This window comes from Bradyrhizobium sp. 76, from assembly GCF_023073025.1.
GTDB lineage: Bacteria > Pseudomonadota > Alphaproteobacteria > Rhizobiales > Xanthobacteraceae > Bradyrhizobium.
Window position 1 is genome coordinate 288656 of record NZ_JADPIS010000090.1, and the last position, 21170, is coordinate 309825.

General features: G+C 63.9%; 25 protein-coding genes. All 25 read left to right on the plus strand.

All coding sequences use genetic code 11. The annotated features are described in order from the left end of the window. The first annotated feature begins 28 nt into the window (after positions 1 to 28). The 25 genes from flgB to fliQ all read left to right on the plus strand — a co-directional run bounded on the left by flgB (position 29) and on the right by fliQ (position 21134). Entirely contained in the window at positions 29 to 409 is a 381-nt protein-coding gene (flgB, locus tag IVB48_RS17980) for a flagellar basal body rod protein FlgB (protein WP_247401323.1), read from the plus strand. A gap of 11 nt (positions 410 to 420) precedes the next feature. After that, positions 421 to 837, plus strand: a complete 417-nt coding sequence (gene flgC / locus IVB48_RS17985) for a flagellar basal body rod protein FlgC (RefSeq protein WP_007595894.1) — start codon at positions 421 to 423, stop codon at positions 835 to 837. A gap of 2 nt (positions 838 to 839) precedes the next feature. Beyond that, complete coding sequence (locus IVB48_RS17990) at positions 840 to 1169, plus strand: flagellar hook-basal body complex protein FliE (protein WP_027570478.1); 330 nt, start codon at positions 840 to 842, stop codon at positions 1167 to 1169. A 15-nt stretch (positions 1170 to 1184) separates the two neighbouring features. Further along, positions 1185 to 1973, plus strand: a complete 789-nt coding sequence (gene flgG, locus IVB48_RS17995) for a flagellar basal-body rod protein FlgG (protein WP_007595892.1) — start codon at positions 1185 to 1187, stop codon at positions 1971 to 1973. A 37-nt stretch (positions 1974 to 2010) separates the two neighbouring features. After that, the gene (flgA, locus tag IVB48_RS18000; RefSeq protein WP_247287745.1) at positions 2011 to 2463 is read left to right on the plus strand and encodes a flagellar basal body P-ring formation chaperone FlgA; all 453 of its coding nucleotides are present in this window, start codon (positions 2011 to 2013) and stop codon (positions 2461 to 2463) included. Further along, positions 2460 to 3590: a flagellar basal body P-ring protein FlgI gene (gene flgI / locus IVB48_RS18005; RefSeq protein ID WP_247401325.1), complete on the plus strand. Its 1131-nt coding sequence runs from the start codon at positions 2460 to 2462 to the stop codon at positions 3588 to 3590. The genes flgA and flgI overlap by 4 nt, the downstream gene beginning before the upstream one ends. A gap of 64 nt (positions 3591 to 3654) precedes the next feature. Then, positions 3655 to 4413, plus strand: coding sequence for a MotE family protein (locus IVB48_RS18010; RefSeq protein WP_247401327.1), 759 nt, complete (start codon positions 3655 to 3657; stop codon positions 4411 to 4413). Next, complete coding sequence (gene flgH, locus IVB48_RS18015; protein WP_018453966.1) at positions 4414 to 5109, plus strand: flagellar basal body L-ring protein FlgH; 696 nt, start codon at positions 4414 to 4416, stop codon at positions 5107 to 5109. A gap of 42 nt (positions 5110 to 5151) precedes the next feature. Beyond that, on the plus strand, positions 5152 to 5595 hold the full coding sequence (locus IVB48_RS18020; RefSeq protein WP_247401329.1) for a flagellar basal body-associated FliL family protein: 444 nt from the start codon (positions 5152 to 5154) through the stop codon (positions 5593 to 5595). Next, the gene (gene fliP, locus IVB48_RS18025; protein ID WP_247401331.1) at positions 5592 to 6332 is read left to right on the plus strand and encodes a flagellar type III secretion system pore protein FliP; all 741 of its coding nucleotides are present in this window, start codon (positions 5592 to 5594) and stop codon (positions 6330 to 6332) included. Before IVB48_RS18020 ends, fliP begins: the two co-directional genes overlap by 4 nt. A gap of 264 nt (positions 6333 to 6596) precedes the next feature. After that, complete coding sequence (locus tag IVB48_RS18030; protein ID WP_027570484.1) at positions 6597 to 7505, plus strand: flagellin; 909 nt, start codon at positions 6597 to 6599, stop codon at positions 7503 to 7505. A gap of 269 nt (positions 7506 to 7774) precedes the next feature. Further along, a complete protein-coding gene (locus IVB48_RS18035) occupies positions 7775 to 8686 on the plus strand; it encodes a flagellin (protein ID WP_027570485.1) in 912 nt (303 codons plus the stop codon). Positions 8687 to 8990: 304 nt separating this feature from the next. Next, positions 8991 to 10622 (plus strand): flagellar basal-body MS-ring/collar protein FliF, encoded by a 1632-nt coding sequence (gene fliF / locus IVB48_RS18040; protein ID WP_027519855.1) that lies wholly within the window; start codon positions 8991 to 8993, stop codon positions 10620 to 10622. After that, positions 10619 to 11326: a hypothetical protein gene (locus IVB48_RS18045; protein ID WP_247401333.1), complete on the plus strand. Its 708-nt coding sequence runs from the start codon at positions 10619 to 10621 to the stop codon at positions 11324 to 11326. The genes fliF and IVB48_RS18045 overlap by 4 nt, the downstream gene beginning before the upstream one ends. A 6-nt stretch (positions 11327 to 11332) precedes the next feature. Next, complete coding sequence (locus tag IVB48_RS18050) at positions 11333 to 12664, plus strand: MotB family protein (RefSeq protein ID WP_247401335.1); 1332 nt, start codon at positions 11333 to 11335, stop codon at positions 12662 to 12664. Continuing rightward, positions 12661 to 13863 (plus strand): chemotaxis protein, encoded by a 1203-nt coding sequence (locus tag IVB48_RS18055; protein WP_247401336.1) that lies wholly within the window; start codon positions 12661 to 12663, stop codon positions 13861 to 13863. The genes IVB48_RS18050 and IVB48_RS18055 overlap by 4 nt, the downstream gene beginning before the upstream one ends. Next, positions 13860 to 15200, plus strand: a complete 1341-nt coding sequence (locus tag IVB48_RS18060; RefSeq protein ID WP_247401337.1) for a flagellar hook-length control protein FliK — start codon at positions 13860 to 13862, stop codon at positions 15198 to 15200. The genes IVB48_RS18055 and IVB48_RS18060 overlap by 4 nt, the downstream gene beginning before the upstream one ends. Further along, the gene (locus IVB48_RS18065) at positions 15151 to 15732 is read left to right on the plus strand and encodes a transglycosylase SLT domain-containing protein (RefSeq protein WP_027570490.1); all 582 of its coding nucleotides are present in this window, start codon (positions 15151 to 15153) and stop codon (positions 15730 to 15732) included. The genes IVB48_RS18060 and IVB48_RS18065 overlap by 50 nt, the downstream gene beginning before the upstream one ends. A 90-nt stretch (positions 15733 to 15822) precedes the next feature. Continuing rightward, positions 15823 to 17055 (plus strand): flagellar hook protein FlgE, encoded by a 1233-nt coding sequence (locus IVB48_RS18070; RefSeq protein WP_027570491.1) that lies wholly within the window; start codon positions 15823 to 15825, stop codon positions 17053 to 17055. Positions 17056 to 17089: 34 nt separating this feature from the next. Then, a complete protein-coding gene (flgK, locus tag IVB48_RS18075; protein WP_247401338.1) occupies positions 17090 to 18568 on the plus strand; it encodes a flagellar hook-associated protein FlgK in 1479 nt (492 codons plus the stop codon). 3 nt (positions 18569 to 18571) lie between these two features. After that, a complete protein-coding gene (locus IVB48_RS18080) occupies positions 18572 to 19618 on the plus strand; it encodes a flagellar hook-associated family protein (protein ID WP_247401339.1) in 1047 nt (348 codons plus the stop codon). 67 nt (positions 19619 to 19685) lie between these two features. Further along, positions 19686 to 20030 (plus strand): flagellar biosynthesis regulator FlaF, encoded by a 345-nt coding sequence (gene flaF / locus IVB48_RS18085; RefSeq protein WP_027570494.1) that lies wholly within the window; start codon positions 19686 to 19688, stop codon positions 20028 to 20030. Then, positions 20030 to 20440, plus strand: coding sequence for a flagellar biosynthesis repressor FlbT (gene flbT, locus IVB48_RS18090; protein ID WP_247401340.1), 411 nt, complete (start codon positions 20030 to 20032; stop codon positions 20438 to 20440). The genes flaF and flbT overlap by 1 nt, the downstream gene beginning before the upstream one ends. A gap of 14 nt (positions 20441 to 20454) precedes the next feature. Continuing rightward, positions 20455 to 20871 (plus strand): flagellar hook assembly protein FlgD, encoded by a 417-nt coding sequence (gene flgD / locus IVB48_RS18095; protein WP_247401341.1) that lies wholly within the window; start codon positions 20455 to 20457, stop codon positions 20869 to 20871. After that, positions 20868 to 21134: a flagellar biosynthesis protein FliQ gene (fliQ, locus tag IVB48_RS18100; RefSeq protein ID WP_018453982.1), complete on the plus strand. Its 267-nt coding sequence runs from the start codon at positions 20868 to 20870 to the stop codon at positions 21132 to 21134. Before flgD ends, fliQ begins: the two co-directional genes overlap by 4 nt. The last annotated feature ends 36 nt before the right edge of the window (positions 21135 to 21170 follow it).

The following is a 21170-nucleotide window of genomic DNA, read 5'->3' on the forward strand; positions in this document are numbered from 1 at the left end:
ACACCGTCTGAACCAGAATGGTGCTGCCGTGGGACCGCTCTATCTCTTCGAACTCGCATCGTCGCAGGCGCGATACCTCGAGCTCCGCCAATCGACGATCGCCACCAACGTCGCCAACGCCAACACGCCGGGCTTCAAGGCGCGCGACGTCGAGCCCTTCAACAAGGTGCTCGACAGCACGCCAGTGAGACTGGTGACCACGTCGCCGTCGCACATGCAACTCTCCGCTGCCGAGAGCGACACGCGGGCAACCGCGAAAAAGGACAGCTGGGACGTGGTTCACTCCGGCAACTCCGTCAGTCTCGAGCAGGAAATGATCAAGGGCAGCGACGTCAGTCGCGACTACTCGATGAACTCGGCGGTCGTGCGGTCGTTTCACCGCATGCTGCTGTCGAGCGCGAAGACCTGAGGTGAACTGACATGCTGGACTCACTGCAATCCTCGTTGACGGTCGCGAGCTCCGGGCTCGAAGCGCAGTCGACGCGCATGCGCATCGTCTCGGAGAATCTCGCCAACGCGACGTCGACGGGGCGCGCCGCCGGCGCCGATCCCTATCAACGCAAGACGATCACCTTCGATGCCGCGATGGACCGCGCCTCGGGCGCTCAGCTGGCAAAGGTCAAGGAAATCGGCGTCGACACCACGCCGTACCGCGTGGAGTACGAGCCGGGGCATCCCGCCGCCGACAAGGCCGGCTACGTCAAGCTGCCGAACGTCAACATGATGATCGAGATGGCGGACATGCGGGAAGTCAACCGCTCCTATGAAGCCAATCTGCAGGTCGTGAAACAGGTGAGGTCGATGCTGGGCATGACCATCGATCTGCTGAGGAGCTGACAATGCTTGAAGCAATTTCATCCACAGCGATTTCGGCCGGGCAAGCGGCGAGCCGCGCGACCGAGGCGCAGGCCATCTCGTCGACGGCGACACCCGCGATCCAGTCCGGCGCCGACGTCGGATTCGAATCTGTCATGAAGCAGGTGACGACGGACGCGATCGGGACGCTGAAGGCGGGCGAGGCGGCCTCGATCTCGGCGATGCAGGGCAAAGAATCGACGCGGCGCGTCGTGGAGGCGCTGATGTCGGCCGAGCAGGCCTTGCAGACGGCGGTCGCAGTTCGCGACAAGGTCGTGCAGGCCTACCAAGAAGTCGTCCGGATGTCGATCTGATCAAGGAGTGACGCTGTGAAATCGCTTGCCATCGCGGCCACGGGCATGAACGCCCAGCAGACCAACATCGAAGTCATCGCGAACAACATCGCCAACATCAACTCGACCTCGTACAAGCGGGCGCGTGCCGAGTTCACCGATCTGTTCTACCAGATGGACCGCATGCAGGGCGTTGCCAACACCAGCGGCTCGTCGCCGATCCCGGAAGGCGCCAATCTCGGTCTCGGCGTCAAGTCGGCGGCGATCCGCAAGCTGCACATCCAGGGCGCGCTCACGCAGACCGGCAATCCCTACGACATGGCGATCAACGGCCGCGGCTGGTTTCAGGTGCTCGGCCCGAATAACGAGGTGCAGTATACCCGCGCGGGCTCGTTCAACACCAACGCCAACAGCCAGCTCGTCACGACCGACGGCTATCTGCTGGATCCCGCAATCACGGTGCCGCAGGGAACGGTTCAGGTCACGGTCAACCAGACCGGACAGGTGTTTGCCAAGCTGGATACGGAAGTGAACCCGAGGCAAATCGGCCAGCTCAATCTCGCCAATTTCGCCAACGAGGCCGGCCTCGAACCGCTGGGCAGCAATCTCTACCGCGAGACCACGGCGTCCGGCACGCCGGTCGTCGGGTTGCCCGGCGATTCCGGCTACGGCAAGATCAACCAGCAATATCTCGAAGCCTCGAACGTCGACCCGGTCAAGGAAATCACCGAGTTGATCTCCGCCCAGCGCGCCTACGAAATGAATGCCAAGGTCATCCAGGCCTCGGATGAAATGGCCCAGACGGTCTCGAAGGGCATGCGCTAGTTCCGGTGTATCCATGTTGAACAGGATGGGCTCGATCATGCGTGGGTTGGCCGCCGTGCTGCTGGTTCTCGTCTTCGCGCGAGTCGCGGCGGCCGAGGAGAAGCGGCTTCCCGTGCCGGCCGTCTCGATCCGCGCCGGCGAGCTGATCCGGGACGACATGATCACCGAGCGCGCCTTTGCGCCGAACGTGCTCGGCGTCGCCGTTTTCATCGAAGGACGCCAGGTCCTGGTCGGCCGCATGGCGCGCCGCGCGCTGCTCCCCGGCCAGCCGATCCCGACCAACTCGGTGGAGGATCCCTGGACGGTCGCCCGCGGCGCGATGGTCAAGGTCGTGGTCGAGGACAGCGGCCTGTCGATCGTGACCTACGGCGCAGCGATGCAGTCGGGCGCGCCCGGCGCGCTCATCCCGATACGAAACACCGATACGGGCGTGATCATCAGGGGCGTCGTCCAGCCGGACGGCACCGTCAAGGTCGTGGACGGATCATGACTAAGGTCCTGCTTGCGCTCGTCCTGCTCGTTTCCGCCGCCAGCGCCCAGGCCGCCGTCCGCATCAAGGACATCGCGGACATCAAGGGATTGCGCGAAAACCAGATCGTCGGCTACGGCCTCGTCATCGGCCTGAACGGCACCGGCGACACGCTCCGCAATGCGCCGTTCACGGAGCAGTCCCTGCAATCGATGCTCGAGAACATGGGCATCAATGTCCGGAACGAGACCACCAGCACCAATAATCCGCCGCGTCCGACGACGCTGCGCACGCGCAATGTCGCGGCCGTGATGGTGACCGCGGACCTGCAGCCCTCGATCGGTGCGGGCGAGCGCATGGACGTGACCGTGTCGTCGCTCGGCGATGCGACCTCGCTGCTCGGCGGCACCCTGGTGATGACGTCGCTGCGCGCGGCGGACGGCGCCGTCTATGCGGTGGCGCAAGGCGCGGTCACGGTCGCCGGCTACAGCGTCGGAGGCCAGGCCCAGAACGTCAGCCAGGGCACGCCAACCGCGGGCCGCATCCCGAACGGCGCGCTGGTCGAGCGCGAGGTGCAGGGTAGTCTCCATGAAATGGAGTATCTTGTGCTGGAGCTCAAGAACCCCGACTTCGTCACCGCAACGCGAATCCTCGACGCCATCAATCGCTACGCGGGCGGACGCTACCGCGCGCAGATCGCCTTCGAGCGCGACTACCGCACCATCGTGCTGTCGAAGCCGCGCCACATCGGCCCGGTCCGCTTCCTTGCCGAAATCGGCGAGCTGACCGTCGAGCCGGACACGCCGGCGCGGGTGGTGATCAACGAGCGCACCGGCACGGTGGTGATCGGACGCGACGTACGGATATCGACCGTTGCCGTGACGCACGGCAATCTGACGGTCCGCGTCACCGAGCTTCCCGTGGTGTCGCAACCGGCGCCCTTCTCGAAAGGGCAGACGGTGGTCGTGCCCCAGACCGTGGTCGAGGCCAACGAGGCCGGATCGCAGGTGGCGATCCTGAGCGGCGTCGATCTCCAGCGCCTGGTGCGCGGCCTGAACCAGATCGGCTTGAAACCATCCGGCATCATCGCGATCCTCCAGGCGATCAAGACGGCCGGCGCCCTCCAGGCGGACGTCATCGTGCAATGACGCGCAAGCGCCGTGCAAGCTTGGTCGCTCAATGCTCTCTTGACTGAGAATCGCACGCGGACCGATGTTGAAGCTGGATCATAAAGCCAAACTCCTCCTCCTGGTCGCGGCCTCCGCGCTCGCGAGCGCTTCGCCCATTCTGGCGCTGGATGAGGCCAAGCCGTCGAAGCCGCTCAACCTGCTGTCCTTCGCGCGCGCCCGCGCGCCTGGCCCGCAGAAGCCGATCTCATCGATCCCGAGCGACAATGCGTCGATGCGGGCGACGGCGTGGGCAGCCGAAGATTCGGGACCCGCGACCACGGGTGCCGTGCCGGCCTCCGAGAAGCCCGCGCCGGCGCCCACAGCCGCGCCGCGACCCGCCAAGCCCGGTAGCGTCACGGCGCCGCCGAAGCCGGTGCCGCCCCAGGCCGCTGCAACCGCGGACAACGAAGTCGCTCTGTTCTGCAGCAATGTCGCCGACCCCGCGGTCGATGCAAGGCTGGCCTGGCAGCTCAAGGAGCTGGAGAAGGCCGAGAACCAGCTCCGCGAGCGGATCGCCGAGGTCGAGGCCAAACGCGCTGAATATGAGAAGTGGATGGCGTTGCGCGACGACTTCCTGAAGAAGGCCGAAGCGAGCGTCGTCGAGATCTACTCGCGCATGAAGCCGGACGCCGCCGCAACCCAGATCGCCGGGATGGCGGACGAGACGGCTGCGGCCGTGCTCGCAAAGCTCAGCCCGAGGAGCTCGAGCGCAATCTTCAACGAGATGGAGACGGGGCGCGCGGCGCACCTCGCCGATCTGCTCGGCGGGATGCGTCGCGTGGATGACGGAAAGACCAAATAGATGAAGAATCTGATCCTCATCCTGTCGCTGTTATCGCTTGCGGGATGCGTCACTGATCCGGCCGAGGTGCTGACTGGGCCGCGATTGTCGCCGGTCGGGAGCGGTCTGAGGACGCAGGCCGATCCGATTCCCGTGACGCCCCGCATGCACTCGCCCGTCAGCTATCGCTCGACCTGGGACGACGGCACCGACCTCTACCGCGATCCCCGCGCCCGGCGCGTCGGCGACGTCGTGACGGTGATCATCTCGATGCAGGACAAGGCCAAGCTCGACAACAAGACTGGTCGCTCGCGCGATTCGCAGATCAAGTTCGGCCTCGACTGGCTGATGGACGTCGCGGGATGGCAGGACAAGGGCTCGACGAGCGCCAACCTCAACACCAACACCCAGATCAAGGGCAACGGCCAGATCGACCGCACAGAGGATATCAAACTGTCGATCGCAGCCATCGTCACCGACGTGTTGCCGAACGGCAATATGATGATCAGCGGCTCGCAGGAGTTCAAGGTCAACACGGAAATGCGCGTGCTCAACGTCGGCGGCATCGTGCGTCCACGCGATATCTCGCGAACCAACACGATCTCCTACGAGAAGATCGCCGAGGCGCGCGTGGCCTACGGCGGCCGGGGAAATCTCTCGGACGTGCAGCAGCCTGGATGGGGACATCGGATCTATGACGCCGTGGCACCGTTCTGAGATGCGCGACCGTCGGGCCGCGTCACGAGGGCAGGGGACGTCATGCGCCTGATTGCGGCCATCGTGGTGCTGACCCTGATCGCGATCGGCGCGGGCGGGCTTGCCGGCCTGCATCTGATTGCGGCCGCCGAGCGCGTCGCCGATGCCAAGAAAACCGCCACGCCGCCGCCTCTTGCCTCGAGCTACGCCGGCAGCGCGCGGCTCAGGAAGCTGTCGCCGATCGTGACCAATCTCGGCGCGCCGGCCAACAACTGGGCCCGCATCGAAGCCTCCATGGTGACCGACAGCATGAGCGACGAGGATGCCGGTATCCTGGCGGCCCATATCAGCGAGGACATCGTCACCTATCTGCGGTCGGCGACGGTGGCGCAGTTCGAGGGATCGCGCGGGCTTCAGCACCTGCGCGACGACCTGACCGAACGCGCCAATATCCGCTCCTCGGGCAAGATCCGCGAATTGATCATTGAGACGTTGGTGATTCAGTGAAACTGAGACTCCTGCTGCTTGCGTTGCTCCTGGTCGTGCTGCCCGAAGTGGCACTGGCCCAAATTCCGGACCTCAATTCGCTGCTGCCGCCGGGTAACGGCTCGACCAGCGGCCGGATCATCCAGTTGATGGCGGTGATCACGGTACTGTCCGTGGCGCCGGGACTGCTCATCATGGTAACCAGCTTCACGCGGTTTGCGGTGGCGCTGTCGTTCCTGCGCGCCGGTCTCGGACTTCAGACCACGCCGGCCAATCTGGTGCTGATCAGCCTCGCGCTGTTCATGACCTTCTACGTGATGGCGCCGACCTTCGACCGCGCCTGGGAAACCGGGATCCAGCCGCTGATGAAGAACGAGATCTCGGAGGAAGAGGCCTATCTGAAGATCACCGATCCGTTCCGCGAATTCATGCTGGCCCATGTTCGCGACAAGGATCTGCAGACCTTCGAATCGCTGGCCGCGGAGAGCTTCCGCAGGAAGTTCGACGACAAGCGCGTCGACATGCGCGTCATCATTCCAGCCTTCATGATTTCCGAGCTCAGGCGTTCGTTCGAGATCGGATTTCTCATCATCCTGCCGTTCCTCGTCATCGACATGATCGTGGCGACGCTGACCATGTCGATGGGCATGATGATGATGCCGCCGACAATCCTCGCACTGCCGTTCAAGATGCTGTTCTTCGTGCTGATCGACGGCTGGAATCTGCTTGCCTCCGGGCTGGTGCGCTCATTCTCGTAACGGCAATGAGCGCCAGGCGGACGGTTATGGTTAGCGATAAGTACCGGACTATGGTTAGCAATAGGTACTGTTAACCATCTGATTTTACAGCGCAATTCAAGCCGATCTTAATCCGCGCGCAAGATTCGGCGTGCTAGCAATGCGTCACGGCGGGTTGGACCCCACCCACGTCAGTCCAAAGGCATGATGCCGCCCCTCCGTACCGGTGAAAGCCCGGTATGTCCCCTCGTGAAAATGTAACGCGTACATAAAGGGACATTCGCAATGTCAAGCCTGCTTACGAACTCGACCGCCATGACCGCACTCCAGACCTTGCGGTCTGTGAGCTCGCAGCTCTCCACCACGCAAACCCGCATCTCCACCGGCCAGCGCGTCTCGACCGCTTCGGACAACGCTGCCTACTGGTCGATCGCGACCTCGATGCGCGCGGACAACGCCGCGCTCTCGGCGGTCTCCGACTCGCTCGGTTTGTCGGCTGCGACCGTCGACACCGAATATACCGCTCTGACCACGGTCATCGGCGACAAGGACTCCGGCCTGACCAAGCTCCAGTCCCTGCTGGTCGAAGCCAAGACCGCCGGTATCGACCGCAGCAAGATCCAGGCAGACGTCACCCAGATCCAGCAGCAGATGAAGGCGACAGCCAGTGCGGCGACCTTCAACGGCATCAACTGGCTGAGCACGTCCGCCACGACGCCGACGACCTTCAGCCTGGTGTCGTCGTACTCGCGTGTCGGCGGTACGCCCACCATCGGCTCCATCACGGTGACGACCGCCAATTACTCGCTCTACACCTCGACGCAGACCGGCATTCTCGACACGGCCGGTTCGACCGCTCCGTCGATCAACACGATGAGCATCTCCGCGTTGACCGACTCGGCAGCTGACCAGACCACGCTCGATGGCTACATCGCGCAGGTCACCGCTGGCATCAACTCGGTGGCCTCGGCCGCCGCCAATCTCGGTGCCGTCAAGAACCGGCTCTCGACCAACACGGACTTCGTGAAGTCGCTGATGGACTCCGTGGACCGCGGTATCGGTCAGCTCGTCGACGCCGACATGAACCAGGAGTCCACCCGCCTGTCGGCCCTCCAGGTCCAGCAGCAGCTCGGCGTGCAGGCGCTCTCGATCGCCAACAACAGCAGCCAGAGCATCCTGTCGCTGTTCCGCTAAGCCTCAAACGATTTTGGGGAGGGCCGCGCTTCTCACGAGGCGCGGCCCTTTCATTTTGGCGTGACATCGCGCGCCGCAATTTCGGCCGCTTTGTTGCGGCAAAGACACAGAGCCACAAGCTCCGCACAAGCTTCGCGGGCTATCGTCGCCGTTACGACAGGTTGGGCCTTGACGCTTCTGCGCAGCCCAAAGGCATGACGCCGCCCTGCCGTACCGGTGTAAGTCCGGTATGTCCCCAAATTTAATTCAATCTCCAAAGGGACATCAAAATGGGTTCTAGCCTCCTCACCAACTCGTCTGCAATGACCGCGCTGCAGACCCTTCGCAACGTCAGCTCGCAGCTCGCGACCACGCAGAACCGGATCTCGACCGGTATGCGCGTCTCGACCGCCTCGGACAACGCTGCCTATTGGTCGATCGCGACGTCGATGCGCTCCGACAACGCCGCGCTTTCCGCGGTCTCCGACTCGCTCGGCCTGTCGGCCGCGACCGTCGACACCGAATATACCGCTCTGACCTCGGTTATCGGCGACAAGGACTCCGGCCTGACCAAGCTCCAGGCGCTGCTGGTCGAAGCCAAGACCGCTGGTATCGACCGCACCAAGATCCAGGCTGACATCACCCAGATCCAGCAGGATATGAAGCTCAAGGCGAACTCGGCGACCTTCAACGGTATCAACTGGCTGAGCACGACTGCCACCACGCCGACGACCTTCAACCTGGTGTCGTCGTACTCGCGTGTCGGCGGTACGCCCACCATCGGCTCGATCACCGTGACGACCGCGAACTACTCGCTCTACACCTCGACCCAGACCGGCATTCTGGACACGGCTGGTTCGACCTCTCCGTCGATCAACACGATGAGCATCTCCGTGCTGACCGACTCGGCGGCTGACCAGACCACGCTCGATGGCTACATCGCGCAGGTCACCGCCGGGATCAACTCGGTGGCGTCGGCCGCCGCCAATCTCGGTGCCGTCAAGAACCGACTCGCGACCAACACGGAATTCGTCAAGACCCTGATGGACTCCGTGGACCGCGGTATCGGCCAGCTCGTCGATGCCGACATGAATGCGGAATCGACCCGCCTTCAGGCGCTCCAGACCCAGCAGCAGCTCGGTGTTCAGGCGCTCTCGATCGCCAACCAGAACAGCCAGAGCATCCTGTCGCTGTTCCGCTAAGCCGCGGCTTCGAAAACGACCGTGCTCCTCAGGGAGCACGGTCTCCGCCGTGAGCGGCGGATCCGACGGCACACGACGTGCCCACATCGATTTCCTGACGCCACATTCCAGGCAACACGCCGTCGGCGATCGCACCGCGATGCGACCGGCCGTCCGCTTGTCGCCGACGCGCGCAATTGCGTCACTCAGTCTCTTGTAAAATTGCAACGCCTCGCCGGCGAACCGACACATTCGTGGTCTCGCGCAACCTTCAGACAAGGTTGGCAGCAGAGTGTCCTCTACGTTCGCATTGGTATGAGGTCACATGCTGTTCAGTCGTGCGCAGATACAGCAACTGCTCAATAATCTGCTGGAGCTTGGGCCGCGACGCCTGATGGCCTTGGGATTGATCGGTTTCGCCGTTCTCGTCACCGTCGTGGGCGGCGCCTATTATCTGAGCCGGCCTGAATTCGAAACGCTCTATACCGGCCTTTCCCGCGAAGACGTGACGCGCATGGGTGCCGCGCTGCGCGAGCAAAACATCACCTTCGACGTCAACACCGCCGGCGACGCGGTCTCGGTGCGTCCGAGCCAGACCATGCAGGCGCGGATGCTGCTCGCCGAGAAGGGGCTGCCGACCAGCGCCAATTCCGGCTACGAGCTGTTCGACAAGATCGGTTCGCTCGGTCTGACCTCGTTCATGCAGGAGGTCACCAAGCTCCGGGCGCTGGAAGGCGAAATCGCGCGCACGGTGCAGTTGATGAAGGGCGTGAAGGCGGCGCGGGTGCATATCGTGATGCCGGTGCGCGGGTCGTTCCGCGCGACGCAGCAGCCACCTTCGGCATCGGTCGTGCTGCGCACCGACGGCGCGATCGAGGCGCGCACGGCGCAGTCGATCCGTCATCTCGTCGCGGCGGCCATTCCGGGCATGAGCCGCGACAAGGTCACGGTGCTGGACGCCGACGGTTCGATGCTGCTTGCCGAAGAGGACGAGGCCACTGCTGCTCCGACCAAGATGGCGAGCCTGCAGAAGACGGTCGGCGGGATGGTGCAGGAGAACATCCGCAAGGCGCTGACGCCATATCTGGGCCTCGACAATTTCGAAGTGAGCGTTGCATCGCAGCTCTCCACCGACAAGCGGCAGACCAACGAAACCGTCTACGATCCGGAGAGCCGCGCCGAGCGCTCGGTGCGGAACGTTCGCGAGAACGAGAAGTCACAGAACGCGGACCGTTCGCAGCCGACCACGGTGCAGCAGAACCTTCCCGACCAGCAGGTGAACGCCGGCGGCACCAAGAATTCCAGCGAAGACAAGACCCGCCGCGAGGACGTCACCAATTTCGAGGTCTCGTCCAAGACCACGACGACGGTGAGCGACGGCTATTCGGTGAAGAAGCTGTTCATTGCCGTGCTGGTCAACCGCGGGCGGCTCATTGCCGACCTGGGCGACAAGAGCAACCAGGCCATCGTCGACAGCAAGCTCGCCGAGATCAGCCAACTCGCGGCCACGGCCGGAGGCCTGGACAAGGCGCGCGGCGACCAGATCCAGGTGACGGCCGTCGATTTCATCGAAGGCTCACGCGAACTGGCGCCGGTGCCGCCGATCAGCTTCGTCGAGATGATCAACAAGCAGCTCGGCAGCGTCATCAACGCAGTCACGATCCTGGCCGTAGCTTCGATGCTGGTGTGGTTCGGACTTCGTCCTGCGGTCAATGGCATTCTGACCCACCGCGCGGCGCAGGAGCAGACCGAGGCGGCGGAAGCCGCCCAGCTCGAGTCGGCCGCGGGCGCCCTTGCATTGGCGGATAGCGAGGAGGCCGAGCTCAACCTGGTCGAAGACCTCGAAGGCAAAATGCAGCGAACGCCGCAGAAGCGGCTGGAGCAGATCGTTCGTCTCGATCAGATGCAGGCGGCAGCGATCCTTAAAGACTGGATGCGACGCGAGGAGGCGGCATGAACGCGGCAATCGGAAAGCTCCTGACGCAGTTCGACGTGAACGGGCGGGTCAAATCGCCTCCGCCTCCACCGCCGCCCAAAATCCAGGATGTGCTGACGAGGCCGAAGGAAGCCCGGCGCGAGCCTCAGCCGCAGCCTCAGACCCATTCGCAACCGCAATCGCAGCCGCAGCTTCAGTCGCCGCCTCCGGCGCCGAAGGCGGAAGCCCCGGCGGTCAATCTCCTGGACGATGCCTTTCGGCGCGGCCATGCGGCCGGCGTTGCGGAGGGCGAGTCCAGGATCGCCGAAGAACGCGTGCGGAGCGCGATCCGGCTCGGCGAAGAGCGGGCCAAGTGGTCCGACCAGCAGGCGGTGGCGGTCGTCAGCGGCTTCGACACGGCTTGCCGCGAAATCGAGACCAACATCGCGAGCTCCGTTGCGCGGATATTGCTGCCGTTCCTCGCCGATGCGGTCCGCGACAAGGCGATCGGATCGCTGGTCGAGCAGATTGCGGCGCTGACCGGCAATTCGCCGGTGCCGGTGTTCAAGGTCACCGGCCCGAGCGAACTGCTCGACCTGGTGAAGACGCAGCTCGGGACGGCGCGGCGAACCAGCATCGAGTATGAGGCCGCCGATACATTCGAGGTTCGCGTCGTGGCCGACCAGACCGTGATCGAGACCCAGATCACGGCCTGGAGCGAGCGCCTGAAAGAGGCGCGCCGGTAGTCTGTCATGAATGAGGTCAAGTCAGAACTTGTCATCATCCGCCGGCGGAGCGCCTTTGACGACGAGAAGCCGCACGGCGGCGTCTGGAAGATCGCCTATGCGGACTTCATGACCGCGATGATGGCGTTCTTCCTGGTGATGTGGCTGATCAATGCGCTCAACCAGGATCAGAAGCAGGTGGTCGCGAGCTATTTCAATCCGATCAAGCTCGCGGAGAACGCACCTGCCCCGAAGGGGCTCAAGGATCTCTCCAAGAAGGAGCCGTCGTCGTTCGACGGCCAGGACGGCAGGCGCCAGCCGGGAGGACCGAGCGAGGAACGTCGCGGTGACTCTCCGACGGCCGAGAAGCCGCCCTTCTACGAGGAGAAGGTCCTGTTCCGCGATCCCTATACGACACTCGCCGAGATCGCCAGCAGCGCGAACCAGGCCTCGGGCCAGCGGCGCGCCGGCGCTTTGACGTCCGCCGAAGAGGATGGCCTCAAGGGCGGCGACGCCTACCGCGATCCGTTCGATCCCGGCTATTGGAAGCTTGCGCCGCAGGCACCCAAGGATGCCGATCGCATCATCGAGCCCAAGCCCGAGCTGAAGCCGAATGCGTCCGCGCGCGACACTGCGTCCGGCACAGGCGAGGGCGAGCCACAGGCACGCCGGGCCAGGCAGGACGATGCCGGCGGAAGCGTGGCTCCGAAGGCCGATGCGTCGTCCGCAAGCCTGTCGGCTCTGCTGCCGCCGGGGCCCGCGCCATCACAGGCCTCACGCGAAGGGAGCGCGCAGCCCGGCGCCCAGACTGGTAATCAAGCCAATGCCGCCGCTCAGCCGCTTCCCAACGACACGACGAAGGAATCCGAGCCGCGCGACGCGGCTCAGGCCCAGCAATTAGCGGTCAAGCAGCTTCAGTCGGCGATCGCGGACGCGCTGTCGGACGTCAAGGCTGGCGCCGGACCGGTGGCCGAGGTGCGTCAGGTCGAGGAAGGCCTGCTGATCAGCCTGACCGACGATGCCAACTTCGGCATGTTCGCGGTCGGCTCTGCTGAGCCGCGGCCCGAACTCATCCGTGTGATCGACAAGATCGGCCCGCTGCTGATAAAGCGTCCCGGCGTGATCATCGTCCGCGGCCACACCGACAATCGGCCGTACCGTTCGGAGGCCTACGACAACTGGCGGCTGTCGACGGCCCGTGCGCAGATGGCCTATTACATGCTGGTCCGCTCCGGTGTCGATGCGCAGCGCATCGAGCATGTCGAGGGTTATGCCGATCGGCGGCCGAAACTTCAAAACGATCCGGCGGCCGCGCAAAATCGCCGGATCGAGATCATGGTCCGGGAGAAGCGTCCTTGATCAGGCCTCTTCTCCGCGCCGCGCTCCTGATGCTGCTGCCGTTCACGGCGGCAGGCGCATTCGCCGAGCCGGCACCGATGCCGCCCCCGCTGGTATCGGCATCGGGCGAGCCATACGAGCTCGTTCGGGCGTTGCAGGCCGTGCAGGACGGCATCGCCAACGGCGATACCGCGGCGCACGGCAGCCACGGCGCATTGATCCGGCAGATCGGCGAAAAATTTCTCGCCGCCGATCCGGGCGTATGGAGTAATTCGCAGAACGGCCAAGCGGCCGTCATTTACCTACTTAGCGGCGGCGCGCCGCAAATCATTCGCAAGCTGCCGCGCGACAAGCTGAACGTCGATGGACGGCTGTTCGATGGCGCGCTTGCCTATGTCGAGGGTCGTCAGGACGAAGCGCGCGAACTGCTCAAGGACGTCAAGCCGCGGACGGTTCCGTCGGGCCTGGGCGGACAGCTCGCGCTGGTCCAGGGCGCGCTGTTCGCACGCGCTGAGGCATCGCTCGCAATCGAGCGTCTGGACGACGCGCGCTTGCTCTTGCCGGGCACATTGGTGGAGGAGGCCGCGCTGCGGCGCGAGATCCTGCTGGTCGGGCAAGCCGAGGATTTCGACAAGTTCGAGTTCCTGACGCTGGCCTATATCAGGCACTACCACAACTCGGTCTATGCCGGGGACTTCTGGCAGCGCTTTGCGACCGGCCTGACGCAGTCGAGCCTCGCGCTCGACGAGCGTCGGTTTGCGCGGATCACCACCCTGCTGGAGCAGATCGACCGCGCGAGCCGCCTCAAGCTCTATCTCGTGATCGCGCGGACCGCGATGGTGCGCGGAGGGCTGGCCGTGACCCGGCTTGCCGGCGAGCGTGCCCTGACTCTCAGCGCCGATGCCTCGGCGGAGCGCGAGCGGGCGCATTTGTTCCGCGGCGTGTCGCGGGCGCTCGCCGACGAATATGACGGCGGTCTCGCCGAGTTGAAGGCGCTCGACCGGTCGAAGCTGCCCGAGCGCGACATTCCCTTTCTCAATGCAACGGTGCAGCTCGCACTCGACGTTCGCAAGCCGTTCGCTGGCGGATCCGCCGCCGCAGCCGACAAGTCTCCGGTCACGCCGGCGCGTCTCGACCTCGCGTCGTCGACCGCAACGCTTGCGCGCGCGCAGAAGCAGCTCGGCGAGCTCGAACTCCTCACCAGGGATCGCCGTCCATGACGAAGCTCAGTGGAACCTCCGGCCAGATCTTTTCGAGTCTCGCCGAAAGCCTCAACATGCGGGGCACATCGCGCTCCGGGAAGAGCGCCGGACCGAAGGCGCAGGCGGACTCCTCCTTCAACGATCTGCTGCACACCGTCTCGAATCTCGCGAAGCGGGCGCTCAACGATGAGGGCGGCGACACGGCGGTGAAAGCCGGCACGCTGCGGACGCGCCTGGCGCACCAGAGCGGGAAGGACGACGCCAACGACGAGACGGTGCACGACCGTGCCGCGGCAGCCGAAGAGCCCGGATTCAGGGAGAAACCCACCGAGAAATCGTCCCGGAAACATGAACTCCTCGATCCTACCGAGCAGGCCGACGTCCAGAGCCGATCGAGCATCGCCGGGATCATGGGGCAGGAGATCGTCCCCGGGCCGCCGGTCGTGATTCCGCAGATGCAAGCACCGATCGGCGACAAGAAGGATTCGTCTGGGCGCGACGAGCGATCTTCCACGACGAAGCGCGACGTTCAGGCCATACGCACGGCGAAGGCGACGACAGCCGAGCCCGCGCCTCCCGCGGCTCCAACCACCGCGCACTCGCAGACCGCGGCGTCGCACGCGACGGCTACCGACCAGGCGACATCGCCGCAAGGCAGTGAGCCGTCGCAGAAGGCAACCGCACCCGGCTTCGAGGCCGTCGCGGCCAATGTCGAGCGTGCTGCCAAGGCTTCGGCGCGGGACGCATTGCCCGGGACGACCAAGGTCACCGTAGTCCAGCAAGAGACCCATCTGCCGCCGGCGCAGTTCAACGCTCCGCAGCAGGTTGCCAACGCCGTTATCGCCGAGCTGAAAGAAGCTCCGGCACCGACGGCGTCCGCAGCTGCAGATGTTGCCGCGTCCCAAGCCAATGCGCCCGATCAGCCGCTCAAGATCCTGACCATCAATCTCGAGCCGCCCGCGCTCGGCAATGTCACCGTGCGCCTTCGTCTGGTCGGCAACGAGGTGTCCGTCCACCTTGCCGCCGCGCGCAAGGACACGAGCCAGATGCTGGATCAGCAGCGCGATTCGATCCGCGAGCTGATGCAATCGGCGGGCTACGTCGCCGACATAGCGCCCGTCCAGCACGGCTCGCTGGATGGTTTCCAGAGCGGCTCCGGCCAGTCGCAGCCGCAGCTTTCGGGCCAGCAACAGCCCTCGTCGCAGTCGCAAGGCACGTTCGACGGTACGAGCAATTCGTCGGGACAAGCCGACGGCGGCGCCAAGCAGGCCCGACAGGAGCGCCCGTCCAACCAGGAGACGCGTCATGAGCAGGACGTGGCGCCGCAGATTCGTCGCGGCCCTGTTTATCTGTAACGCCGGCGCCGCGACTGCTGCGACCGACAATTCGCGCCCGTGCGAGCGCGAGATGACGCGTGCGTCCCAGCAGCACGGAATTCCGCTCGGCATTCTCTACGCGGTCGGCCTGACCGAGACCGGCCGGCGCGGCGCGCTTCATCCTTACGCGCTCGGCGCCGATGGACAGACCGTATTCGCCAAAGACATGAACGACGCGATCGCCAACTTCGAAGCCATGCGAGCTAGGGGGATCAAGCTGATCGACGTCGGCTGCATGCAGATCAACCACTACTATCACGGCGACAAATTCGTCTCGGTCCGGGCGATGTTCGATCCCGCAGGGAATGTCGACTACGCCGCGCGCTTCCTGAAGGAGCTGAAGCAGCGCGAGGGCAGCTGGACCATGGCGGTCGCCCGCTACAATGCAGGCCCCAACAACCAGCCGGCGCAGAAGCGCTACGTCTGCCACATCGTCGCGCATCTCGTCTCGAGCGGCTTCGGCGCGTGGACCGACAAGGCGCGCTCGTTCTGTCAGCCCAAGACGAGCTGACGACATGAAGTTGTGCATGGTTCCTTACCATCAGCCCCGCGCAAGCAAAACCCATCATTGTAATTGCAACCTACTTAAGGAGCCCAATCCATGAGCCTCTATGGCATTATGCGTACCGGCGTTTCCGGGATGGCCGCGCAGTCCAACAAGCTGTCGACGGTTTCGGACAACATCGCGAACGTCAACACCACCGGCTACAAGCGGGCTTCGACCGAATTCTCCTCGTTGATTCTGAAGAGCGGCTCCGGCAATTACGATTCAGGCGCCGTCGAGACCACCGTCCGCTACGCCATCAGCGACGCCGGACATACGCAATTCACCACATCGAGCACGGATCTTGCCGTTCAAGGCAACGGCTTCTTCGTGGTGTCCGACGCCACTAACACGCAGCAGTTCCTGACGCGGGCCGGCTCGTTCGTCCCGGACAGCCAAGGCAATCTGGTCAATGCGGCCGGCTACTATCTCCTCGGCCAGCCGGGGAAGGTGACTAATTTCTCACAGAACAGCCTGTCGGGAATGCAGATCGTGAACATCGCCCAGGTCTCGCAGGTGCCCGTGCCATCGACGGCGGGAACGCTCACCACCGGCAATCTTGATCCGACGGCAGCACTCATTGCCGGTCCGCCCGGCCCGGGCGCGTACTCGTCGAAAAGCTCGATCGTGGCCTACGACAATATCGGCCAGCCCGTTAAGGTCGATCTCTATATGTCACATACCGCGACAGCGGCGGGCTTGGACACCTGGCAAATCCAAGCCTACAACTCGACGACGGGCGCCACGCTCGGCGCGACTGGCACTTATACCTTCGACACGACGACGGCCGGAAAGGGCGCGCTGGCCGCAGCGAGCGCCACGACGCTTGCATTTCCGGTCACCGGCGGCGCGACCGTGACCCTCGACTTGTCGAACATGACGCAGGTCGGCACCAACTTCAGCTTCAAGGCCACTGTCAACGGTAGCGTTCCGTCGGCCATCGATAAGGTCGACGTTGACCAGAATGGGTACGTGACCGCCGTGCTCAAGAACGGTCAGCAGCTGACGCTCTACACGCTCATGCTCGCCGACGTGGCGAGCCCCGATAATCTGACGCCCGAGCCGGGCAACGTCTATTCGACCAACCAGAATTCGGGCAACGCTCAGGCCGCGAATGCCGGCACCGGTGGGCTTGGCACGATCCAGTCTGAAGCGCTGGAAGACTCCAACGTCGATCTCGCGGACGAGCTCACCGGGATGATCGAGGCACAGCGTGGCTTCACCGCGAACTCGAAATCGTTCCAGACCGGCGCCGACCTGCTCGACGTCGTCGTCAACCTGAAGCGCTGAATCCTTCTGCACTCGTCCCGGCCAAGAGTAGACCATGTCCCTTACCGCTGCTCTCGACTCCGCTCGCGCATCGCTCATGGCGTCGGGCATCCAGTCGTCGACGATCTCGCGCAACATCGCCGGTGCCAGTGCCGCCGGCTATTCGCGCAAGATCGCCGTATTGGACAATCTCCCCGGGGCCGGCGTTTACGTGGCGGCGATCCAGCGCGCCGCCAGCTCGGGGCTCTACGACAATGTCTTGACCGCAACCTCGACGTCGGCCAAGCAGAGCGCGATCCTTGACGGTCTCCAGAAGATCGCATCTGCCACGGTGGACGATCCGGAACTCGACCAGTCGCCGACGGCGCAGCTCAACGCGCTGAAGAAGGCGCTCCAGCAATATGCCAACGCCCCGGACAACACCACGCTGGCGCAGGCAGCGGTGACGTCCGCCAAGGACATGGCGATCGCGCTCAACCAGGCGACCCAAACCGTGCAGACGGTCCGTGAGGGCGCGGATGCCGACATGCAAACGTCGGTTCAAAACATCAATCGGTTGCTCTCCCAGTTCCAGACCGTCAACACCGCGATCGTGAAGGGGACGATCTCCGGCGACGACATCACCGACTACCTCGACCAGCGCGACAGCATCGTCTCGCAGATGTCACAGGAGGTCGGAGTGTCGATGTCGCTCCGTCCTAACGGGGACGCGGCGCTCTATACCGACAGCGGCGTCGTGCTGTTCGACAAGATAGCGCGAACGGTGAGCTTTGCGCCGACGAACGCCTATACGGCCGGCACCACCGGCAATGCGGTCTATATCGACGGCGTTCCGGTAACCGGCGCCAATTCCGTGATGCCGCTCAGGTCCGGCAAGCTTGCTGGCCTCGCGCAGCTGCGCGACAATGATACCGTTACTTACCAGAGCCAGCTCGACGAAATCGCGCGCGGCCTGGTCGATACCTTCAAGGAAAGTGACCAGTCGCCTGTTCCGACGCTGCCCAACGTCCCCGGTCTCTTCACCTATCCCGGCGCGCCGGCGATGCCGGCGAGCGCCACCGTCTTGGTGGGCCTCGCTGGTACGATTTCGGTTGCTGCATCGGTCGATCCGGCCCAGGGCGGCAATCCTAATCTGCTGCGCGACGGTGCGATCAGCGGCAACGTCGCATACCAATACAATACCGCTGGCAATGGCGGTTACTCGGCCCGGCTGCAGCAGCTCATCGGCGCCATGGATGCGTCGCAGCCGTTCGATGCAACCACGCAAGGCAAGCCGAACGGCAGCTTGATCGACTTCGCGTCGTCCTCGACGAGCTGGATCGAAAACCAGCGCAAGACCGCCGACTCTAACGTCACCTACCAGAAAACGTTGCTCGACCGCAGCACCGCGGCGCTGTCGAACGTCAGCGGCGTCAACATGGACGACGAGATGTCGTTGATGCTCCAGGTCGAACGCACCTATTCGGCCTCGTCGAAGATCATCTCGACCGTCGACGAAATGTTGCAGAGCCTGCTGGCTGCCGTGGGAAATTAAGTCATGATGAGCGCGAACTACATCTCGACCTTGATGCTGTCTTCGTCGTTGAGGTCCTCGATCACCAACAATCAGGCCGCGCTGGCCAAGGCCTCGAAGGAAGCCACCACCGGCCGCTTCGCCGATGTCGGCCTCGAGCTTGGCGCCTCGACGGGAGGCGACGTCACCCTGCGGGCGGACCTAAGCTTCGCCGATCAGCTCGTCGATACCAACGGGCTGGTCTCGGGACGCCTGGACATCACGCAGAGCCGGATCACCCAGCTTGGTTCGACCGCAACGGACTTCCTCAAGGACCTGATCGCGGCGCGCAGCACCGACGGCGGCGGGCGGATCATCCTGCCGCCTGCGTCCTCCAACCTCCAGGATCTGATTGGCGCGCTGAACGTCTCCTATAACGGCTCGTCTCTCTTCGCGGGCATCAACACGCAGACCACGCCGATCACGGCCTACACCGCCGGCTCGGCCAGCAAGAACCAGGTCGATGCCGACTTCCTTGCGACCTTCGGCTTCTCGCAATCATCGCCCAGCGTGAACACCATCACCCCGGCCCAGATGCAGACCTTCCTCGACACCACCTTCGATGCCGAGTTCGCGAGCCCGGCCTGGAACACGAATTGGTCATCGGCGACCGACCAGGTGATGCAAAGCCGTATCTCGACGACCGAGATCGCCGATACCTCCGTCAGCGCCAATCAGACAGGCTTCCGCAAGCTCGCCGAGGCCTACACCATGATGGCGGATCTCGGGAACGCGAATCTGGACCAAGCGACGTTCCAGGTCGTCGTGGACAAGGCCATCGGCCTTGTCGGGAACGCCATCACTGACCTTGCGACCCTCGGCGGCGACATCGGCACGGTCCAGCAGCGGATCACCTCCGCAACCGACAAGCTGAAGACGCAGCAGGACATTCTGAACAATCAGATCGTCGGTATAGAGAAGGTGGACCCGACGGAAGCCTCCGTCAGGGTCAACACCTTGCAGACGCAGATCCAGACGGCGCTTGCGCTCACCTCGCAACTCCAGAAGATCAGCCTCATCAACTATCTCTGAGTCCAGCTCCTTCGTAAGGCGCGTAACCCTTGTCTTGTTGTTCGGTCTCCTGCGCAGAGTTGTCCTGATGACGTTTGAAGCCTATGAATCGGTCGTCGACGAGAGCGGCTATGAGGCGCGGGGCCGCGAGCGGCAGGCGCTCAGCCTCGGCATCGACCGGCTCGAGCGGATCCAGGAGGACCGCTTCAGCCTCGAGGATCTGGTCGAGAGCCTGCTCTATGTGCGGCGGCTGTGGACGATCTTCATCGAGGATCTCGCGCATCCGGAAAACGGGCTTCCGGAAAAGCTGCGCGCGGACATCATCTCGATCGGGCTGTGGGTGGTCAAGGAAGCCGATCGCCTTCGCGAAGAAAAGTCGAACGACGTGATCCAGCTCATCGAAATCAACCGCCTGATCCGAGACGCACTTTGATGAAGATATCCTTGCGTGCGGGCGAACGGGTCTACATCAACGGCGCGGTGCTGCGCGTGGACCGCAAGGTCTCGGTCGAGCTCGTCAATGACGTGATGTTCCTGCTCGAAGGGCAGATCATGCAGGCCTCCGACGCCACAACGGCGCTGCGGCAGCTCTATTTCATCGTCCAGCTCATGCTGATGAATCCGACCGACGTTCGGGACGCCTCGGCTCTCTACGGGCAGCATCATGCCGCTCTGCTCGCCGTGTGCGAGAGCCAGGAGATGCTGGTCGGGCTTGGTGCGGTCGACGACCTGGTAGGGGCGAGCCGTTACTTCGAGGCGCTCAAGCGGATTCGAGCACTGTTTCCGGTGGAGCAGGCCATCCTGGCCGGCGCCAAGATCGATTCCCCATCCGAGGCTGCCTGACAGCGGAGAGCGACATGAACGTCACCAGCGCGACCGATAGCACCAGCAAGTCGTTCAGTTCGACCAGCTCGACGACGTCGAGCACCGGCGTCGACTACAACACGTTTCTTCAGCTCCTCGTCGCGGAGATGAAGAATCAGGATCCGACCAATCCGATGGACACTTCGCAATATATGAGCCAGTTTGCGCAGCTCTCGTCGGTCGAGCAGGCGATGCAGACCAATACCAAGCTCGATGCCCTGCTGTCTTCGCAGTCGCTGTCGCAGGCCAATGGACTGATCGGAAAGACCGTCAGCTTCACGGACTCGACCGGAGCAAGCTTCAGCGGCAAGGTCGCTTCGGTCTCCATCAACAGCGACGGCTCCATCGCGACACTCGAGAACGGTACGAAAGTCGCGATCGGCCCTGGTCTCACGATCAGCCAGTCATGAACGAACGGGATGCCCTCGACATCGTCCAGGCGGCGATCTGGACCATCATCGTCGCCTCCGGGCCTGCCGTCGGTGCCGCGATGCTGGTCGGCACCATCATCGCGCTGATCCAGGCGCTGACCCAGATCCAGGAGGTGACGCTGACCTTCGTTCCGAAGATCATCGTCATTCTCGTGGTCGTTGCCGTCTCCGGCTCCTTCATCGGAGCCCATCTCTCCACCTTCACCGAGATGGTCTATTCGCACATCGAGCGCGGCTTCTGATCCGGGCAGTCCCGGCTGCCCCTGCCACCACCCCCG